Here is a 17,359-nt window from a genome sequence, read left to right on the forward strand (position 1 = left end):
CCGCTGCGCGCCGACCCGTGGCGGCTGCTGCGGGTTCCCGGCGTCCGGCCCGCGCAGGCCGACCACTTCGCGCGCGCCGTCCTCGGGCCGGACGCCCGCCCCGATGATCCCCGGCGCGGGCGCGCCCTCGTCCTGCACGTGCTGACCGAGGCGGCGCGCGGCGGGCACACGGTCACACCCGCCGCCGACGTGCTGGCCGCGCTGGAGCAGATGCACGTCCCCGATCCCCGGGGGGCCGTGGAGGCGGCGCTGGACGAGGCGGAGGTCCTCTCCCTCACCGAGGAACCCGGGTTCGACGAGGAGGCGTTCGACGAGGACGCCGAGCCGCAGGAGCCGGAGGAAAGGCTCGGCCCCGCGCGGTGGGCGCTCGCGGAGGAGGCCGCCGCCGAGGGGTTCCAGCGGCTCACGCTGACCGCCGTGCCGCTGCTGGAGGACACGGCCGTGAAGGCCCTGCGGGACGGGCTGCCCGAGGACCGGTCCCTCGCGCTCACCGCCGCGCTCCGCACCGGGGTGAGCGTCCTGCGCGGAACCCCGGGCGATCTCGCGCGGGCCGTCCTCGGCATCGCCGGCGCCGCCGCGGGCCAGGGCCTGCGCACGGCGATCGCCGCGCCCACCGACCGTGCCGCCGCGGCGCTGCCCGCCCCCGACGGGGTCGAGGTCGCCAGCCTGCACCGGCTGCTGGAGCCCCGCGACGACCCGGCCGCCGCGCCCGGCGCCGTCGTCTACGGGCGCGGCGAGCAGCGCCCCTTCGACCTCGACCTGGTCATCGTGGCGGATGCGTCCGGGCTCGACGTCGAGCTGTGCGCGGTACTGGTGGAGGCGTGCCCGGACGGCGCCCATCTCGTGCTGTGCGCCGAGCCGGGCGCCGCGCCGCCCGCCGGGCCCGGGCGCCCGCTGGACGACCTGGAGGCGTCCGAGAGCGTCCCCGTCATCGCGCTGGACGCCGCGCCGCCCGCCGATCCGCTCGGCGCGCTGACCGAGGCGGTGCGCGGCGGCGACCTGGCGGCCGTGGACGCGCCCGGCCGCGAGGTCGTCATCGTGCCCGCCGCCGGCGCCGGCGAGGCGGTGCACCGGGCCGTCCAGCTCGTCACCGACTCGATTCCGCGCGCGCTCGGCATCCCGGTCGAGGACGTCCAGGTCGTCGCGTCGGCGACGGGCGGCGAGGCGGGCACCGGCGCGCTCAACGCGGCGCTCAAGGCCCGGCTGAACCCCGGCCCCGGCGCGTTCGGCGGCATGGACCCCGGCGACCGGGTGGTCGTCGCCGGGCCGCTCCCGCACGCCCCGCTCGGCGAGACGGGCGTGGTGACCGGCGGCGGCCCGCACGGCCTGGAGGTCGCGTTCCCCGCGGGCCCGGCCGTCATCGCCCCGGCGGAGGCGTCCCGGCTGCGGCACGGCTGGGCGGTGACCGTCGCGCAGGCACGCGGGACACGCCGGCCCGCCGTCGTCGCGGTGCTGTCCGCCGAGGGGCTGTCACGACCGCTGGTGGCCACCGCGTTCGGGCTGGCGCACCGGCACCTGTCGGTCGTCCAGGCCGCCGGCCCGGCCCTGGCCAGGGCCGTCCGCGAGGGCGGGGCACCCGCGCGGCGCACCCGGCTCGCGACCCTGGTGATCCAGTGAGGCCGTGACAAGGTAAAGAAACCTTCGTGTCGCGGTTTACGCACGCCCCCGTATGGGACACGATGTCAACAAGGGTCAGGCATCGGTGCAGGTGGAGGAGCGACATGCCCCAGCGGCTCAGGCGGCTCGGTTCGGCTTCGGCGGCGGTCTCGGCGGGCGCGCTCGTCCTCGTGCTCGCCGCCCCCGCGGGCGAGGCCGCGGCGGCGGAGACGTGCCGAAAGGGCGTCGACCCCGAGAGCACGGTCGAGAACTGGAAGTGCAACCTCGGCAACCTGCGCGACGCGCTCACCCCGAAGAGCCCAGCGCCGACGCCGAAGCCCACCCCGAGGAAGACCGGCGAGAACAAGACGAAGAGGACCACGCAGCGGCCGGTCAGGGCCCCGGCGAAGGCGCCGCGCACCCCCTCCGGCCTCCCGGGCGGTGGCCGGGGCGCGGCACCCTCCGGGCCGGCCCCCATGACCGGCGGCGACGGGCTCAAACCGTACTCCGGTGAGGCCCCGGCCGGCGCGTCCGGGCTGCCCGGCGTGCTGCCCACCCCGGAGATCGCCGCCGGCCCGAACGCCCACCAGAACTCCCCCGGCGGCACCGCCGCCATGCCGCAGACGCGCCTCATCTCCCCCGTCGCCGACTCCGGCGAGGACAACCGGCAGATGCTCCTGGTGGCCGCGGCCGCGGGCGCGGCGGGCGCCGCCGGCGCCCTCAACCTCAGCGTCGCCGGCCGCGCCCTGCGCCGCCGCCGGACCACCCGCTGACCGGGCCGCGCTGATCCGGCCGCCACAACGGCCGGAGGCCCCTCCCGGAGACGGGAGGGGCCTCTGCGCGTCAGCGGACGGCGCCGGCGGGCGCCGCGGACCGGCAGCGGATCAGCACACGGCGCCGATGGCGTGCAGGCCGCCGTCGACGTGGACGATCTCGCCGCTGGTCGCGGGGAACCAGTCCGACAGCAGGGCCGCGCAGGCGCGTGCGGTGGGCTCGCTGTCCTTGACGTCCCAGCCGAGCGGGGCCGCCTGCGGCCACAGCTCCGTCATGCCCTCGAAACCGGGGATGCTCTTGGCCGCCATGGTCGCCAGCGGGCCGGCCGCGACGAGGTTCACCCGGATGCCCTGCGGGCCCAGGTACTTGGCCAGGTAGCGGGCGCACGACTCCAGGCCCGCCTTCGCCACGCCCATCCAGTCGTACACCGGCCACGCCTTGGTGGCGTCGAAGTCGAGGCCGACGACCGCGCCGCCGTCCTTCATCAGCGGCAGGCACGCCATCGTCAGCGACTTCAGCGAGTACGCCGAGGCGTGCACGGCGGTCGCCACGTCCTCCCACGGCGTGTCGAGGAAGTTGCCGCCGAGCGCGGTCTGCGGCGCGAACCCGATCGCGTGGACGACGCCGTCGAGGTGGTCGAAGCCGTGCTCGCGCAGGTTGCCCGCCAGGGCGCCGAGCTGCTCGGTGCTCATCACGTCCAGCTCGATGACCGGCGGCGGCGCGTCCGGGCCGGACGGGAGCCGCTTGGCGGTCCGCTGGGTGAGCGTCGGACGCGGGTAGGCCGTCAGGGCGACCTCGGCGCCCTGCTCCTGCGCGATCCGCGCGACGTGGAAGCCGATGGAGGCGTCGGTGAGGACGCCGGTCACCAGGATGCGCTTGCCTTCGAGGATTCCCATGATCGTCAGTGCCCCATTCCCAGTCCGCCGTCGACCGGGATCACGGCCCCGGTGATGTAGGCGGCGTCCTCGCTCGCGACGAACCGCACCGCCTTCGCGATCTCCTCCGGTCGCGCGATCCGCCCGAGCGGGACCGCGGCGGTGATGGCCTTGTGCTGGTCCTCGCTCAGCACCGCCGTCATGTCGGTGTCGACGAACCCGGGCGCCACCACGTTCACCGTGATGTTGCGCGAGCCGAGCTCGCGGGCCAGGGAGCGGGCGAACCCGACCATGCCCGCCTTGGACGCGGCGTAGTTGGACTGCCCCGGCGAGCCCATCAGCCCCACGACCGACGACACCAGCACGATCCGCCCGCCGCGCTTGCGCATCATGCCCTTCACCGCGCGCTTGGCCACCCGGAACGCACCGGTCAGGTTGGTGTCGAGCACCGAGGTGAACGACTCCTCGCTCATGATCGCCAGGAGCGTGTCCTTGGTGATCCCGGCGTTGGCGACGACGACCTCGACCGGGCCCTGCTCGGCCTCCACCTTGCTGAACGCGGTGTCGACGTCCTCGGCGTCCGTCACGTCGCACCGGACGCCGAACAGGCCCTCGGGGGGCTCGCCCGACCGGTAGGTGACGGCGACCGCGTCGCCCGCCGCGGACAGCTCGCGGGCGATGGCCAGGCCGATGCCCCGGTTACCGCCGGTCACGAGGACAGAGCGACTCATCACGACCCTCTCGTCGACTACATGCTCGTACATGCTCAGGTGGCTTCGGCACGACGATAGCGGCCTGGAAGGCGCCGCACGGATGTGCCGATCCGACAAGATCCGCCCACCCGGTTTGTTCGCCGCCCCCCGCGCGGCCCGGCGGGTAGGTTGCGGAGGGTGCATGACATCGATCCCGCCTTCACCGCGCTGCCGCTCCGCGCACTGGCCGACGCGGCCCTCACCCGGGCCCGGGAGCTGGGCGCCGAGCACGCCGACTTCCGCCTGGAACGCATCCGCAGCCAAACGCTCCGCCTGCACGACGCCGCCCTGGAGACCGCGCTGGACGCCGACGACGTCGGCCTGTCCGTGCGGGTCGTCAAAGACGGCACCTGGGGCTTCGCCGCCGGCATCGACCTGACGCCCGAGGGGGCCGCGCGCGTCGCCGCGCAGGCCGTCGAGGTCGCGGTGGTCGCCAGGCCCGTCAACCGCGAGCCCATCGAACTGGCCCCCGAACCCGTGCACGGCGAGCGCACCTGGGTCTCGGCGTACGAGACCGACCCGTTCGAGGTGCCGACCGGCGACAAGGTCGCGCTGCTGGCCGGGTGGAGCCGCCGGCTGCTCGGCGACGACCGCGTCGACCACGTGGACGCGACGCTGCTGCAGGTCAAGGAGAACAAGTTCTTCGCCGACCTCGCCGGGACGGTCACCACCCAGCAGCGGGTCCGGCTGCACCCGGCCGTGACCGCCGTCGGCCTCGCCGGCGGCCAGTTCGACACGATGCGGACGCTGGCGCCGCCCGCCGGATACGGATGGGAGTGGCTGTCGGGCAAGCACTGGGACTGGGACGGCGAACTGGCCCGCATCCCCGAACTGCTCGCCGAGAAGCTCGCCGCGCCGTCGGTCGAGCCGGGCGTGTACGACGTGGTCATCGACCCGTCCAACCTGTGGCTGACGATCCACGAGTCGATCGGGCACGCCACCGAGCTGGACCGGGCGCTCGGCTACGAGGCCGCCTATGCGGGCACCTCGTTCGCCACCCCCGACAAGCTCGGCACGCTGCAGTACGGCTCCAAGGTCATGAACATCACCGGGGACCGCACCGCCGAGCACGGCCTGGCCACCATCGGCTACGACGACGAGGGCGTGCGGACCCGGTCGTTCGACATCGTCACCGAGGGCCTGTTCACCGGGTACCAGACCGACCGGCGCATCGCCCGGCTCACCGGCGCCGAACGCTCCAACGGGTGCGCGTTCGCCGACGCGGCGTCCAGCATGCCCATCCAGCGGATGGCGAACGTGTCGCTCAGGCCCGCCGAGGACGGCCCGTCCACCGACGAGCTGATCTCCGGCGTGGAGCGCGGCGTCTACATCGTCGGCGACAAGAGCTGGTCGATCGACATGCAGCGGTACAACTTCCAGTTCACCGGGCAGCGCTTCTACAAGATCGAGAACGGGCGGCTCGCCGGGCAGCTCCGCGACGTCGCCTACCAGGCCACCACGACCGACTTCTGGAACTCGATGGAGGCCGTCGGCGGCCCGCAGACGTACGTGCTCGGCGGCGCGTTCAACTGCGGCAAGGGCCAGCCGGGGCAGATCGCGCCGGTCAGCCACGGCTGCCCGTCCGCGCTGTTCCGCGGCGTCAACATCCTCAACACGCTGAAGGAGGCCGGCCAGTGAACGCGATCAGGCCGCAGGAGGCCGTCGAGCGGGCCCTGTCGCTGTCCCGCGCGGACGACTGCATCGTCATCGCCGACGAGGCGAGCACCGCGAACCTGCGGTGGGCGGGCAACACCCTCACCACCAACGGCGTGACCCGCTCCAACCGCCTCACGGTCATCGCGCTGCGCCACACCGCCGGCGGCGTCGCGGCCGGCGTGGTGTCGCGGTCGGCGGTCGGCGCGGACGGCATCGAGGACCTGGTGCGCGCCGCCGAGGCCGACGCCGCCGGCAACGAGCCCGCCGAGGACGCCCGGCCACTGATCACGCAGGGGCCGCCGGGGGCCGGGCGGCCCGCCGGGGCGCCGGAGTGGGAGGACGACCCGGCCGAGACCGGCATCGGCGTGTTCGAGGGGTTCGCGCCCGCGCTCGGCGAGGCGTTCGCCGCCGCGCAGGCCGGCGACCGGCGCCTGTACGGGTTCGCCAACCACATGCTGACCTCGACGTTCCTCGGCAGTTCCGCGGGGCTGCGGCTGCGGCACGACCAGCCGACCGGGCTGCTGGAGCTGAACGCCAAGGGCGCGGGCGGCTCGGCGTGGGCGGGCGTCGGCACCCGCGACTTCACCGATGTCGACGTCCCCGCCCTCACCGGCGACCTCGCCCGGCGGCTGGAGTGGGGCGAGCGGCGCGTCGACCTGCCCGCCGGACGCTACGAGACGATCCTGCCGCCGTCCGCGGTCGCCGACCTGATGATCTACCTGTACTGGTCGGCGGGCGCACAGGACGCCCAGGACGGCCGGACGGTGTTCAGCGCCCCCGGCGGCGGCACCCGCGTCGGCGAGCGGCTCGCGAACCTGCCCGTCACGCTGTCCAGCGACCCGGCCGCCGCCGGGATGGAGTGCGCCCCGTTCGTCATCGCGCACGCCTCCAGCCGCGAGGCGTCGGTGTTCGACAACGGCCTCCCGCTCGGCGCCACCGACTGGATCCGGGAGGGGACGCTCACCTCCCTCACCCAGACGCGGCACTCGGCGGAGCGGACCGGGCTGCCGCTGTCCCCGTCCGTCGACAACCTGGCGCTGACCGGGCCGGACGGCGGCGCGTCCCTGGCGGAGATGGTCGCCCGCACCGAGCGGGGGCTGCTGCTGACGTGCCTGTGGTACATCCGCGAGGTCGATCCGCAGAGCCTGCTGCTGACCGGCCTCACCCGCGACGGCGTCTACCTCGTCGAGGACGGCGAGGTCGTCGGGGCGGTGAACAACTTCCGGTTCAACGAGAGTCCCGTCGACCTGCTGTCGCGGCTCACCGAGGTCGGCGAGACCGGGCCGACGCTGCCGCGTGAATGGTCCGACTACTTCACCCGCACCGCCATGCCCGCCCTGCGCGTCCCCGACTTCAACATGTCGACGGTGTCGCAGGCGTCCTGACGCCGCAGAACCCGCCGTGCGGGGCCCGGGCCGGGGACGGGGCCCCGCACGGCGCTCAGACGTCCTCCAGGCGGAAGCCGACCTTCATCGTGACCTGGATGTGGGCGACCTCCCCGTCCTCGATCCGGCCGCGCACCTCGGTCACCTCGAACCAGTCCAGGTGGCGGAGGGTCTGCGAGGCGCGCCGGACGCCGTTGCGGATCGCGGTGTCGATGGAATCCGGGGAGGTCCCCACGATCTCCGTCACCCGGTACGTGCGATCGGTCATGCCGTTCCTCCCATATTTGACCCGTACTGCCGTCGCAGGTCGGACTCCATGGGCTTACCGTGGAATGGTGAAGGTCAATCCCCGCCACCACCACAGGGAGCCGGAGGTCTACACGGTCACCGACGCTCCCCGCCCCATGTCGGAGGACATCGGCTACCGGCAGCGCAGGTACCTGATGTCCATGGGAGTGCGCACGGCGTGCTTCGTCGGCGCCGTCGTGGCCGCGGTCGCCGGCGCGCCGTGGTGGCTGGCGGTGCTCATGGTGGTCGCGGCGGCCCTCCTCCCCTACGTCGCGGTGATCTTCGCGAACGGGGGGCGGGAGCCGACCGCCGCGGCGGTCTTCGACGACCACGGGTCGCGGGACCGGGAGCCGGACCAGAAGCCGGTTTCCGGACAGCGACCGGAAATCGGGTCGTGACGTTCTCTTGACTAACCGCGGGGGGTTTCGGTGTACGATTTGTACCGGCGCTCTGGTCCCCCGTCGGAGCGCCCGTGCCGGTGTTCCGGGCCCCCGTCGGAACACCGATGATGCGGCGCCGGGTGGATTGCCCCCGTATCCACCCGGCGCCGCTTTTCCATGTCCGGGTCCTCTCCTGGGACTTCCCCGGCCGGCGCATGACGCGCCCGTGACCCGCGCCTGACCGCCCGCCCAGGGCCCAAGCACATCCGCGCGAGAACGTCGAGACCCGGTGCTGGCCTGCTCCGGCCACGAACCGAAACCCGGCCGTCCCGAACTTTCCGCCCGCCCGCGCGCGAGCACGGCGGCGCCGGCCGCGCACCCTCCGGCGGAACACTCTCGTAGTTGTTTCTAGAACTACATTCGGGTTAAGTTAGCGTTCCGCTAGTTGCGCAGCGAGAGGGGCACGGCGTGCGCCGCACCGTTTTCAACGAGGACCATGAGGCGTTCCGGGACACGATCCGGGCGTTCATCGAGGCCGAGGTCGCCCCGGTCTACGACGACTGGGAGAACGCGGGCCACCCTCCGCGCGAGTTCTACTCCAAGCTCGGCGAGCTGGGCGTGTTCGGCATCCAGGTGCCCGAAGAGTACGGCGGCGCGGGCGAGACCAGCTTCAAGTACCAGGCGGTGATCTCCGAGGAGTGCGCCCGCGCCGCGGTGAGCTTCGGCGGCTACGGCGTGCACGTCAACCTCGTCCTGCCCTACCTGCTGAAATACGGCAGCGAGGAGCAGAAGAAGCGCTGGCTGCCGCCGTTCGTGTCCGGCGAGATGATGACGGCCATCGCGATGACCGAGCCCGGCACCGGCTCCGACCTCGCCGGCATCCAGACCACGGCGAAACGCGACGGCGACCACTACGTCCTGAACGGCGCCAAGACGTTCATCACCGGCGGCGTCCTCGCCGACCGGATGCTGGTGGTGGCCCGCACGTCCCCCGCCACACCGGACAACCGCCGCGCCGGGCTGTCGATCCTCGCCGTCGACACCAGGAGCGAGGGCTACGCGGTCGGCCGCAAGCTGGAGAAGATCGGGCTGCGCAGCTCCGACACCGCCGAACTGTCGTTCACCGACGTCCGGGTGCCGGTCGAGGACCTCCTCGGCGAGGAGGGCCGCGGCTTCGAATACCTCACCCACAACCTGGCCGAGGAACGCCTCGGCATCGCCACCAGCTCGTACGCGTCGGCCGCCGCGGCGGTCGAGTTCGCCCGCAGGTACGTGCGGGAACGCACCGTCTTCGGCAAGAGCGTCTCGTCGTTCCAGAACACCAAGTTCGTCCTCGCCGAGTGCGCCACCGAGGTCGAGGCGGCCCGCTCCCTCGTCGACCGCTGCATCGAGGCACTGGACGCCGGGGAGCTCACCCCCGCCGACGCCGCCGTCTGCAAGCTGTTCTGCACCGAGGTGCAGGCCCGCGTCGTCGACAAGTGCCTGCAACTGCACGGCGGATACGGCTACATCCTGGAGTACCCGATCGCGCGCCTGTACGCCGACGCCCGCGTCACCCGCATCTACGGCGGCACCAGCGAGGTGCTGAAGACCATCATCGCCAAGGACATCCAGGTCTGACGGAAGGGAGCGGACATGGCCGGCACCCCGATCGCCGTGCGGCGCGCCGGCGTCCCCGAGGACATCGCGGGGACGGCCGCGTTCCTGATGAACGGCGACGCCTCGTTCGTGTCCGGCCAGGTGCCCCACGTGGCCGGTGGTCCGCGCGGGTGAGGGGGCGGCCCGCGGCCGGGACCGGGACGCCACCGAAGAAGCGCTGCGGGCCGCGGCGGTCGCGCTGCTGCGCCGCGGCGGCGTCCTCGCCGGGCTGAACCTGCGGCAGGTCGCCGACGAGGCCGGCGTCAACCGCGGGCTGGTCTACCAGTACTTCGGGTCCCGCCGGGCACTGCTGCGCTCGGCGCTGTTCCACCGGTCCCGGCCGAACGCCGAGGACGCGGTGGACGCGGCCGGGCCGCCGCTGCGCCGCCGGCTGGCCCGGCTGTTCTGGACGAGCCTGCGCAACCCCGAACCGGTCCGGCTGGCGACACTGCTGGTGCTGGACGGCGACGACCGGCCCCGCGTCCTGCTGAACCGGGGCGCGGGCCGCGCGGAACTCGCCGAGGAGGCCGCGCGGGGCGAGCTGCCGGTCGAGGACGTCGAGGCCGTGCAGGCGGCGATCGCGTCCACGATCTACGGATACACGCTGCTGCGCGAGCATCTCGCACGGGAGATCGGCCTGCCCGCCGGGGAACTGGACAAGCGCATGGCCGGCTGCCTGGAGGCCATGTTCGGCCGCCGCCCCGGCTAGTAGGCGCGGGCCGCGTCGAGCCGCCGGGACAGGGCCGCGGGAGCCTCGACCAGCGACGGGCCGTACCAGGTGAGATGACGTCCGCTGACGAGGGCGACGTCCAGGCCGGGGAACGCCTCGGGGCCGTCGTCCTTGGTGAACCGGTACGGCTCGTCCGGCAGGACGGCGAGGTCGGCGCCCGCGGCGTTCAGCTCGCCGAGCGGGATCTTCGGGTAGCGCTCGGGGTGGCCGGCGTAAACGTTGGACACGCCGAGGCGGGACAGGACGTCCCCGGTGAACGTGTCACGGCCCACGACCATCCACGGCCGCCGCCAGATCGGGATGACGGCCGCGCGCCGCCGCCCCGGGGTGACGTCCTGCCAGACGCGGGCCGCCTCGTCCAGCCAGCCCGGCACCGGGATCCGGCACGCCTCCGCGAGCATGCGGCGCAGCGACGCCAGAGCCTCCCCGACGGTGCGGATCTCCGTCATCCACACCGGGACGCCGGCGGCGCGCAGCGCCTCGATGTCGGCGGGGCGGTTCTCCTCGGTGTTGCCGAGGACGACATCGGGCCGCAGCTCCGCGATCCGCTCCAGGTCGGGGTTCTTCGTGCCGCGCACACGCGGCACGTCCAGGCCCTCGGGGCGGGTGCACCAGTCGGTGGCCCCGGCGAGCAGGCCCGGCGCCGACACCGCCACCGTCTCGGTCAGGGACGGGACGATCGACACGACGCGGCGCACCCGGTCCGGGACCGGAACCGGGTGGCCGGTGTCGTCCAGCGGGCTCATACGGGTTCCATGTGGGGGACGACCCTCCACGCCCCCCGGTTCGCTTCGCTCATGCCCTGCTCCCTGTGGGAGGCGACCCCCCACACCCCCCGGCTCACTTCGCTCATGCCCTGCTCCCTGTGGGAGGCGACCCCCCACACCCCCCGGTTCGCTTCGCTCATACGTTGCGGCGGTACTGGCCGCCGACCTCGAAGAACGCGTCGGTGATCTGCTGGAGGCTGCACACGCGCGCCGCGTCCATCAGCACCGCGAACACGTTCTCGCCGGCCCGCGCCGCCTCCTTGAGCGCGGCGAGCGCCGCCCGCGCCTCCTCCCGGTACGCGTCCTGGTAGCCGTGGACGCGCTCAAGCTGCGAACGCTTCTCGTCCTCGGTGGCGCGGGCCAGCTCGATCGTCTTCGGCGTCCCGTCGCCGGCCTCCGGCGGGCGGAAGGTGTTGACGCCGATGATCGGCAGCGAGCCGTCGTGCTTGCGCTGCTCGTACAGCATCGACTCGTCCTGGATACGGCCGCGCTGGTAGCCGGTCTCCATCGCGCCGAGCACGCCGCCGCGCTCGCTGATCCGGTCGAACTCGGCCAGCACCGCCTCCTCCACCAGATCGGTCAGCTCGTCGATGATGAACGACCCCTGCAGCGGGTTCTCGTTCATCGCGAGGCCCCACTCGCGGTTGATGATGAGCTGGATGGCCAGCGCCCGCCGCACCGACTCGGCCGTCGGCGTCGTCACGGCCTCGTCATAGGCGTTGGTGTGCAGGCTGTTGCAGTTGTCGTAGATCGCGATGAGCGCCTGCAACGTCGTGCGGATGTCGTTGAAGTGCATCTCCTGCGCGTGCAGGGAACGTCCCGACGTCTGCACGTGGTACTTGAGCTTCTGGCTGCGCTCGTTGGCGCCGTACCGGTCGCGCATGGCCACGGCCCAGATGCGGCGGGCCACACGTCCGAGCACGTTGTACTCGGGGTCCATGCCGTTGGAGAAGAAGAACGACAGGTTGGGCGCGAAGTCGTCGATGTCCATGCCGCGCGCCAGGTAGGACTCGACGTAGGTGAACCCGTTCGCGAGCGTGAACGCGAGCTGGCTGATGGGATTGGCCCCGGCTTCGGCGATGTGGTAGCCGGAGATCGACACCGAGTAGAAGTTGCGGACGCCGTTGGCGATGAACCACTCCTGGATGTCGCCCATCATCCGCAGGGAGAACTCGGTGGAGAAGATGCAGGTGTTCTGCCCCTGGTCCTCCTTGAGGATGTCGGCCTGCACGGTGCCGCGCACGGTCGACAGCACGCGCGCGCGGATCCCGGCGGCCTCCTCCTCGGACGGCTCGCGCCCGTGCTCCGCACGGAAGGCGTCCAGCCCCTGGTCGATGGCGGTATTGAGGAAGAACGCCAGGATCGTGGGCGCGGGACCGTTGATGGTCATCGACACCGACGTGGTGGGCGACGACAGGTCGAACCCGTCGTAGAGCACCTTCATGTCGTCCAGCGTGGCGATCGACACCCCGGACGTGCCGACCTTGCCGTACACGTCGGGACGCTCGTCCGGGTCGCGTCCGTAGAGGGTGACCGAGTCGAACGCGGTGGACAGCCGGGTCGCGGGCTGCCCCTCCGACAGCAGCTTGAAGCGGCGGTTGGTGCGGAACGGGTCGCCCTCGCCGGCGAACATGCGGGCCGGGTCCTCGTTGTCGCGCTTGAAGGGGAACACCCCCGCGGTGAACGGGAACCCGCCGGGCAGGTTCTCGTTCCGCAGGAACCGCAGCAGCTCACCGTGGTCGGTGTAGCGCGGCAGCGCGACGCGCGGGATGCGGCTGCCCGACAGGGACTCGCGGGTCAGCCTGGTGCGCAGCTCCCTGTCGCGGATCTTCACGACCTGCTCGTCGCCGGAGTAGGACTCCACGACGGCCGGCCAGCCCGCGACCAGCTCCGCGTTCCCCGGATCGACGTCGCGGCGCGCCTTCTCCAGCAGCCCCTCGACCTCGGCCGCGTCCGTCAGCTCGGCGCGCACCTCCTCCAGCCGCTGGACGCGGCGCACCGCCTCGACCTGCTTCACCGTGCCGGCGTGGTAGGCGCGCACGGTCTCGGCGATGTCGGACAGGTACCGCACCCGGCCGGGCGGGATCACCGTGGCGGCGCCCGTGGACACCTTCGTCGCGACCTCCGGCAGGACGCCGTCCCGCAACTGCAGCCCGTGCTCCCCCAGCAGCCCGCCGAGGTGCTGGTAGAGCGCGGTGACACCGTCGTCGTTGAAGGTGGCGGCGCTGGTGCCGAACACGGGCATGTCCTCGGGCCGCTGCCCGAACGCCTCCCGGTTGCGGACGAGCTGGCGCGACACGTCCCGCAGCGCGTCCGCCGCGCCGCGCCGCTCGAACTTGTTGATCGCGACCACGTCGGCGAAGTCGAGCATGTCGATCTTCTCCAGCTGGGACGCGGCGCCGAACTCCGGCGTCATCACATACAGCGACACGTCCACCAGCGGGACGATCGCGGCGTCGCCCTGCCCGATGCCGGGCGTCTCCAGGACGACCAGGTCGAACCCGGCGGCCTTGCAGGCGGTGATGATGTCCTCGATGTTCTCCGGCAGTTCCCGCGCGCCGCGTGTCGCGAGCGAGCGGAAGTACACGTGCTCGCCGTCCAGGGAGTTCATCCTGATCCGGTCGCCGAGCAGCGCGCCGCCGCCGCGCCGCCGGGTCGGGTCCACGGCCAGCACCGCGACGCGCAGCCGGTCCCGCTGATCGACGCGGAGCCGCCGCACCAGCTCATCGGTCAGCGACGACTTCCCCGAGCCGCCCGTGCCGGTGATGCCCAGCACGGGGACGCGCCGCCCGCCGGCCTCCTCGGCGAGCCGCGCCCGGTCGGCGTCCGGCAGGCCGCCGGCCTGCAGGCAGGTGATGGCCCGCGCCAGGGCGCGCCGATCCCCCGCCAGCACGTCCGCCGCGGGGACGGGCTCGGCGGCGAGGTCCACGTCGCACGCGCGCACCAGCTCGTTGATCATGCCCGGCAGGCCGAGCCGCTGCCCGTCCTCCGGCGAGAAGATCCGCACGCCCGATCCGGACAGCCGCGCGATCTCCTCGTGGACGATCACGCCGCCGCCCCCGCCGAACACCTTCACGTGCTCGGCGCCGGCCTCCTTGAGGCTGCGCGACAGGTACTCGAAGTACTCGACGTGGCCGCCCTGGTAGGAGCTGATCGCCACGCCCTGCGCGTCCTCCTCAAGGACGGCGTCGACGACCTCGCGGACCGACCGGTCGTGCCCGAGGTGCACCACCTCGGCGCCCTGGGACTGCAGGATGCGCCGCATGATGTTGATGGCCGCGTCATGCCCGTCGAACAACGCCGCCGCCGTCACGAACCGCACCGGGTGCACCGGCGCGTGCAGTTCCCCCGTCACCGTCTCCACCCCAAACCTTGGACATCCAATATTTGGAAGTTAAAATAGTTTCCGTGCGCGAGCAGGTCAAGACCGCATACGGTGGTCCGGTGCCCGAGACCCCCGACCCGATCGCCGAGGCCCACCGCCAGTGGAGCGCCCGCTGGCCCGAGCACGCCGACCACATGGCGGCCGTCACCTCGGTGATGCGCGCCCAGCAGCTTCTGCTGAGCCGCATCGAGGCCGTCCTCAAGCCGTACGGGCTGACGTTCGCCGCCTACGAGGCCCTGCGCCTGCTCGCCTTCACCCGCACCGGCACCCTCCCCATGGGCAAGATGGGCGCCCGCCTCATGGTGCATCCCGCCTCGGTCACCAACGTGATCGGACGCCTGGAGCGGCGCGGGCTCGTCGGCCGCGGCCCCTCCCCCGACGACCGCCGCGTCGTCCTGGCCACCATCACCCCGGCCGGCCGCGCCCTCGCCGAGGAGGCCACCCAGGCCCTCAACGAGTCCGGCTTCGGCATCGCCGGCGTCCCCGCCGCCCAGGCCGCCGAGATCACCGCCGCCCTCCGCCCCGTCCGCGCCACCGCCGGCGACCTCCCCTGACCAGAGAGGACGGGATGCCCACATGACCGATGCCGCCTCCACCGGGTCGGACGCGGAGGGTGGTGCCCCCGGTGTCCGGGCGGTGGTGTTCGACCTGGACGGCCCCCTCCTCGACACCATGGCCTCAGTGCCGAGCGCCTACGTGGAGACCATCCGTGCCCTCGGCGGCCCTGGCCTGACCACCGCACAGCTGATCGGGGCATGGCACCTCGGCCCGACCCCCGTGGTCCTGGCGCACTTTCTGGGCAGGCTCGCCACCCCCGGCGACCTGGAGTGCTTCGACGACCATGTCGCCGCCGCGTCCGAGCACCCGTACACGGCCTACCGGCCCGCCGACGTCATCACCGCGCTCGCCTCCGCGGGGCCCGGGTGGACACCGCCGTGATCGCTCAGCGGGCGCGTCCCACGAACTCCTTCACGATCTTAGGCATCCCTTATGCTGCGCATACATCCGTTATGTCGCAAGGAGGCGTGATGGCGGATTCTCCGGCGATGACGTACGGCGGCTATCTCAGGCTCGACGACCTTCTGTCCTGCCAGGAGCCGAAGACCCGGGCGCACGACGAGCTGCTCTTCGTGATCATCCACCAGGTCTACGAGCTCTGGTTCAAGCAGATCCTGCACGAGGCCGAGCTGCTGCAGCGCCGGCTGGAGGAGGGCAACAGCGCCGGGGCGCTGCACACCGCCCGCCGGATCGCCAAGATCCTCAAGACCGTGGTCGGGCAGCTGGACGTGCTGGAGACGATGACGCCCCGGCAGTTCGCCGCGTTCCGCACCGTCCTCGGCAGCTCCAGCGGGTTCCAGAGCGCCCAGTTCCGCGAGATCGAGGCCGTCCTCGGGCGGCGCGCGTTCCCCGTCTCGGACCTGCGCGACGACGCGCGGCTGCGGGCGGCGGTGGCCCGGCCGTCGGTCTTCGACTCGCTGCTGCGCTACCTCGCCGGGCACGGGTACCCCGTCCCGCGGGAGGTGCTGGACCGTGACAAGTCCGCGCCCTGGGAGCCGGACCCCGGCGTCCAGAAGGTCCTCCTCGCCGTCTACGCCGACGAGTCCGCGCCGGCCGCCGAGGTCTGCGAGTCGCTCGTCGACGTGGACGAGGGCGTCCAGGAGTGGCGGTACCGGCATCTGAAGATGGTCGAGCGGACGATCGGCGCGAAGATCGGCACCGGCGGCTCGGCGGGCGCCGACTACCTGCGCCGGACACTGTTCGCCCCCGCCTTCCCCGACCTCTGGGAGGTCCGGTCGCAGACCGAGGAGGTTCCCGTCGATGGCGGGTGACGGCGAGCGGGTCGCGGTCGTCGGCGCGGGCCTGGCGGGCTGCCTGCTGGCGGTGCTGCTGGGCCGCCGCGGCATCCCGGTGACGGTGTACGAGCGGCGCCCCGACCCCCGCGTCGCGGGCGCCGAACGCGGGCGCTCCATCAACCTGGCGATCTCGGCACGCGGCCTCGCCGCGCTGGAGCAGGTCGGCCTGCGCGACCAGTCGCTCAAACAGGCGCTGCCCATGCACGGGCGGATGGTGCATCCCCTTCCGGGCGCGCAGAACTTCCAGCCCTACAGCGCGGACCGGGAACGCGCCATCAACTCCATCGGCCGCGCCGAGCTGAACCGGTCGCTGCTGGAGGCCGCCGAAGCCACACCGGGCGTCACGCTCCGGTTCTCCCAGCGCGTCACCGGCGTGGACGCCGAGGCCGGCGCGATCCTGCTGGAGGGCGCCGACCCCGAGCCCGCCGGCGTCGTCCTGGCCGGGGACGGGGCCTACAGCGCCGTCCGCCGCTCGCTGGGGTTCGAGCACGACGCCGACTTCCTGGAGCACGGGTACAAGGAGCTGACCGTCCCGCCGAGGGACGGCGAGTTCGCGCTCGACCCGGACGCGCTGCACATCTGGCCGCGCGGCACCTCGATGATGATCGCGCTGCCGAACCTGGACCGGTCGTTCACCTGCACGCTGTTCTGGCCGAAGGGCGACTTCGACGCGCTCGACACCCCCGAGAAGGTCACCGCCTGCTTCCGCGAGCACTATCCGGACGTCGTGGACCTGATGCCGGATCTGACCGGCGACTACGCGCACAACCCGGTCGGGTCGCTGGTGACCGTCCGGTGCTGGCCGTGGACGCGGTACGGCGAAGGAGCGGTCGTGGCGCTGCTCGGCGACGCCGCGCACGCCATCGTCCCGTTCTTCGGGCAGGGCGCGAACTGCGCGTTCGAGGACTGCATCGAGATCGACCGGTGCCTGACCGAGGCCGGCGGCGACTGGCGGCGCGCACTGTCGCTCTACCAGGAGCGGCGCAAGGCCAGCACCGACGCGATCGCCGAGATGGCGCTCGACAACTTCATCGAGATGCGCGACCGGGTGTCGTCCCCGGTGTACCGGGCGAAGCGGGCGGCGACGCACGCGCTGGAGCGGCGCCTCGCGGGACGCTACGTCTCCCGCTACGAACTGGTGTCGTTCTCGACGATGCCGTACGCGGAGATCCCGGCCCGCATCAGGCGGCAGAACCGGGTTCTCGGCGCCGCGATCGCGGGCGGCGCGGCCGCCCTCGGCCTGGCGCTGCGCGCCGCGCGGCGCGGGCGGCGGTAACGGC

Annotated in this window: 17 protein-coding genes; 12 read left to right on the forward strand and 5 right to left on the reverse strand. The window is 73.0% G+C overall.

The genetic code is table 11. The features are described 5' to 3' along the window. Together AF1_RS27450 and AF1_RS27455 are read left to right on the forward strand one after the other, a co-directional pair. The coding region (locus AF1_RS27450; RefSeq protein WP_067805513.1) for a helix-hairpin-helix domain-containing protein at positions 1–1,617 on the forward strand (1,617 nt) is incomplete at its 5' end. 104 nt (positions 1,618–1,721) lie between these two features. After that, the gene (locus AF1_RS27455) at positions 1,722–2,369 is read left to right on the forward strand and encodes a hypothetical protein (protein ID WP_067805517.1); all 648 of its coding nucleotides are present in this window, start codon (positions 1,722–1,724) and stop codon (positions 2,367–2,369) included. 111 nt (positions 2,370–2,480) lie between these two features. On the opposite strand, the gene fabI is transcribed toward AF1_RS27455, so the two are convergent. Together fabI and AF1_RS27465 are read right to left on the reverse strand one after the other, a co-directional pair. After that, complete coding sequence (gene fabI, locus AF1_RS27460) at positions 2,481–3,266, reverse strand: enoyl-ACP reductase FabI (protein ID WP_174548900.1); 786 nt, start codon at positions 3,264–3,266, stop codon at positions 2,481–2,483. 5 nt (positions 3,267–3,271) lie between these two features. Beyond that, positions 3,272–3,976 (reverse strand): beta-ketoacyl-ACP reductase, encoded by a 705-nt coding sequence (locus tag AF1_RS27465; RefSeq protein WP_067805552.1) that lies wholly within the window; start codon positions 3,974–3,976, stop codon positions 3,272–3,274. 159 nt (positions 3,977–4,135) lie between these two features. On the opposite strand from AF1_RS27465, the gene AF1_RS27470 reads away from it, so the two are divergent. Next, positions 4,136–5,635 (forward strand): TldD/PmbA family protein, encoded by a 1,500-nt coding sequence (locus tag AF1_RS27470; protein WP_067805520.1) that lies wholly within the window; start codon positions 4,136–4,138, stop codon positions 5,633–5,635. 5 nt (positions 5,636–5,640) lie between these two features. Beyond that, positions 5,641–7,038 carry a metallopeptidase TldD-related protein gene (locus AF1_RS27475; protein WP_067805556.1) on the forward strand — a complete coding sequence of 466 codons (1,398 nt, stop codon included), beginning with the start codon at positions 5,641–5,643 and terminating at the stop codon, positions 7,036–7,038. Positions 7,039–7,093: 55 nt separating this feature from the next. Here the strand turns inward: AF1_RS27475 and AF1_RS27480 are convergent, their stop codons facing one another. After that, positions 7,094–7,306, reverse strand: coding sequence for a dodecin (locus tag AF1_RS27480; protein ID WP_067805523.1), 213 nt, complete (start codon positions 7,304–7,306; stop codon positions 7,094–7,096). Between the two features lie 64 nt (positions 7,307–7,370). Between AF1_RS27480 and AF1_RS27485 the strand changes: the two genes are divergently transcribed. From AF1_RS27485 to AF1_RS27495, 4 genes are all read left to right on the forward strand, one after another. Beyond that, the gene (locus tag AF1_RS27485; RefSeq protein WP_084263399.1) at positions 7,371–7,724 is read left to right on the forward strand and encodes a DUF3099 domain-containing protein; all 354 of its coding nucleotides are present in this window, start codon (positions 7,371–7,373) and stop codon (positions 7,722–7,724) included. A 450-nt stretch (positions 7,725–8,174) separates the two neighbouring features. Continuing rightward, positions 8,175–9,326: an acyl-CoA dehydrogenase family protein gene (locus tag AF1_RS27490; protein ID WP_067805525.1), complete on the forward strand. Its 1,152-nt coding sequence runs from the start codon at positions 8,175–8,177 to the stop codon at positions 9,324–9,326. A gap of 15 nt (positions 9,327–9,341) precedes the next feature. Further along, positions 9,342–9,479, forward strand: a complete 138-nt coding sequence (locus tag AF1_RS34855) for an SDR family oxidoreductase (RefSeq protein ID WP_131732432.1) — start codon at positions 9,342–9,344, stop codon at positions 9,477–9,479. Beyond that, complete coding sequence (locus tag AF1_RS27495; protein WP_067805529.1) at positions 9,463–10,053, forward strand: TetR/AcrR family transcriptional regulator; 591 nt, start codon at positions 9,463–9,465, stop codon at positions 10,051–10,053. Before AF1_RS34855 ends, AF1_RS27495 begins: the two co-directional genes overlap by 17 nt. On the opposite strand, the gene AF1_RS27500 is transcribed toward AF1_RS27495, so the two are convergent. Next, positions 10,050–10,820: a helical backbone metal receptor gene (locus tag AF1_RS27500; RefSeq protein WP_067805532.1), complete on the reverse strand. Its 771-nt coding sequence runs from the start codon at positions 10,818–10,820 to the stop codon at positions 10,050–10,052. The two genes, AF1_RS27495 and AF1_RS27500, sit on opposite strands and share 4 nt — an antisense overlap. Positions 10,821–10,977: 157 nt before the next feature. Beyond that, a complete protein-coding gene (gene icmF, locus AF1_RS27505; RefSeq protein ID WP_242608645.1) occupies positions 10,978–14,205 on the reverse strand; it encodes a fused isobutyryl-CoA mutase/GTPase IcmF in 3,228 nt (1,075 codons plus the stop codon). A 44-nt stretch (positions 14,206–14,249) separates the two neighbouring features. Between icmF and AF1_RS27510 the strand changes: the two genes are divergently transcribed. The 4 genes from AF1_RS27510 (at position 14,250) to AF1_RS27525 (ending at position 17,355) form a co-directional block, all read left to right on the forward strand. Beyond that, positions 14,250–14,780: a MarR family transcriptional regulator gene (locus AF1_RS27510; RefSeq protein WP_242608646.1), complete on the forward strand. Its 531-nt coding sequence runs from the start codon at positions 14,250–14,252 to the stop codon at positions 14,778–14,780. Positions 14,781–14,802: 22 nt separating this feature from the next. After that, the gene (locus tag AF1_RS27515; protein ID WP_067805537.1) at positions 14,803–15,165 is read left to right on the forward strand and encodes an HAD family hydrolase; all 363 of its coding nucleotides are present in this window, start codon (positions 14,803–14,805) and stop codon (positions 15,163–15,165) included. 89 nt (positions 15,166–15,254) lie between these two features. After that, positions 15,255–16,055, forward strand: coding sequence for a tryptophan 2,3-dioxygenase (locus AF1_RS27520; RefSeq protein WP_067805540.1), 801 nt, complete (start codon positions 15,255–15,257; stop codon positions 16,053–16,055). After that, positions 16,045–17,355, forward strand: coding sequence for an FAD-dependent oxidoreductase (locus tag AF1_RS27525; RefSeq protein ID WP_067805543.1), 1,311 nt, complete (start codon positions 16,045–16,047; stop codon positions 17,353–17,355). The genes AF1_RS27520 and AF1_RS27525 overlap by 11 nt, the downstream gene beginning before the upstream one ends. Positions 17,356–17,359 lie beyond the last annotated feature (4 nt).

Source organism: Actinomadura formosensis NBRC 14204 (assembly GCF_001552155.1).
In the GTDB taxonomy this organism is placed as follows: Bacteria; Actinomycetota; Actinomycetes; order Streptosporangiales; family Streptosporangiaceae; genus Spirillospora; species Spirillospora formosensis.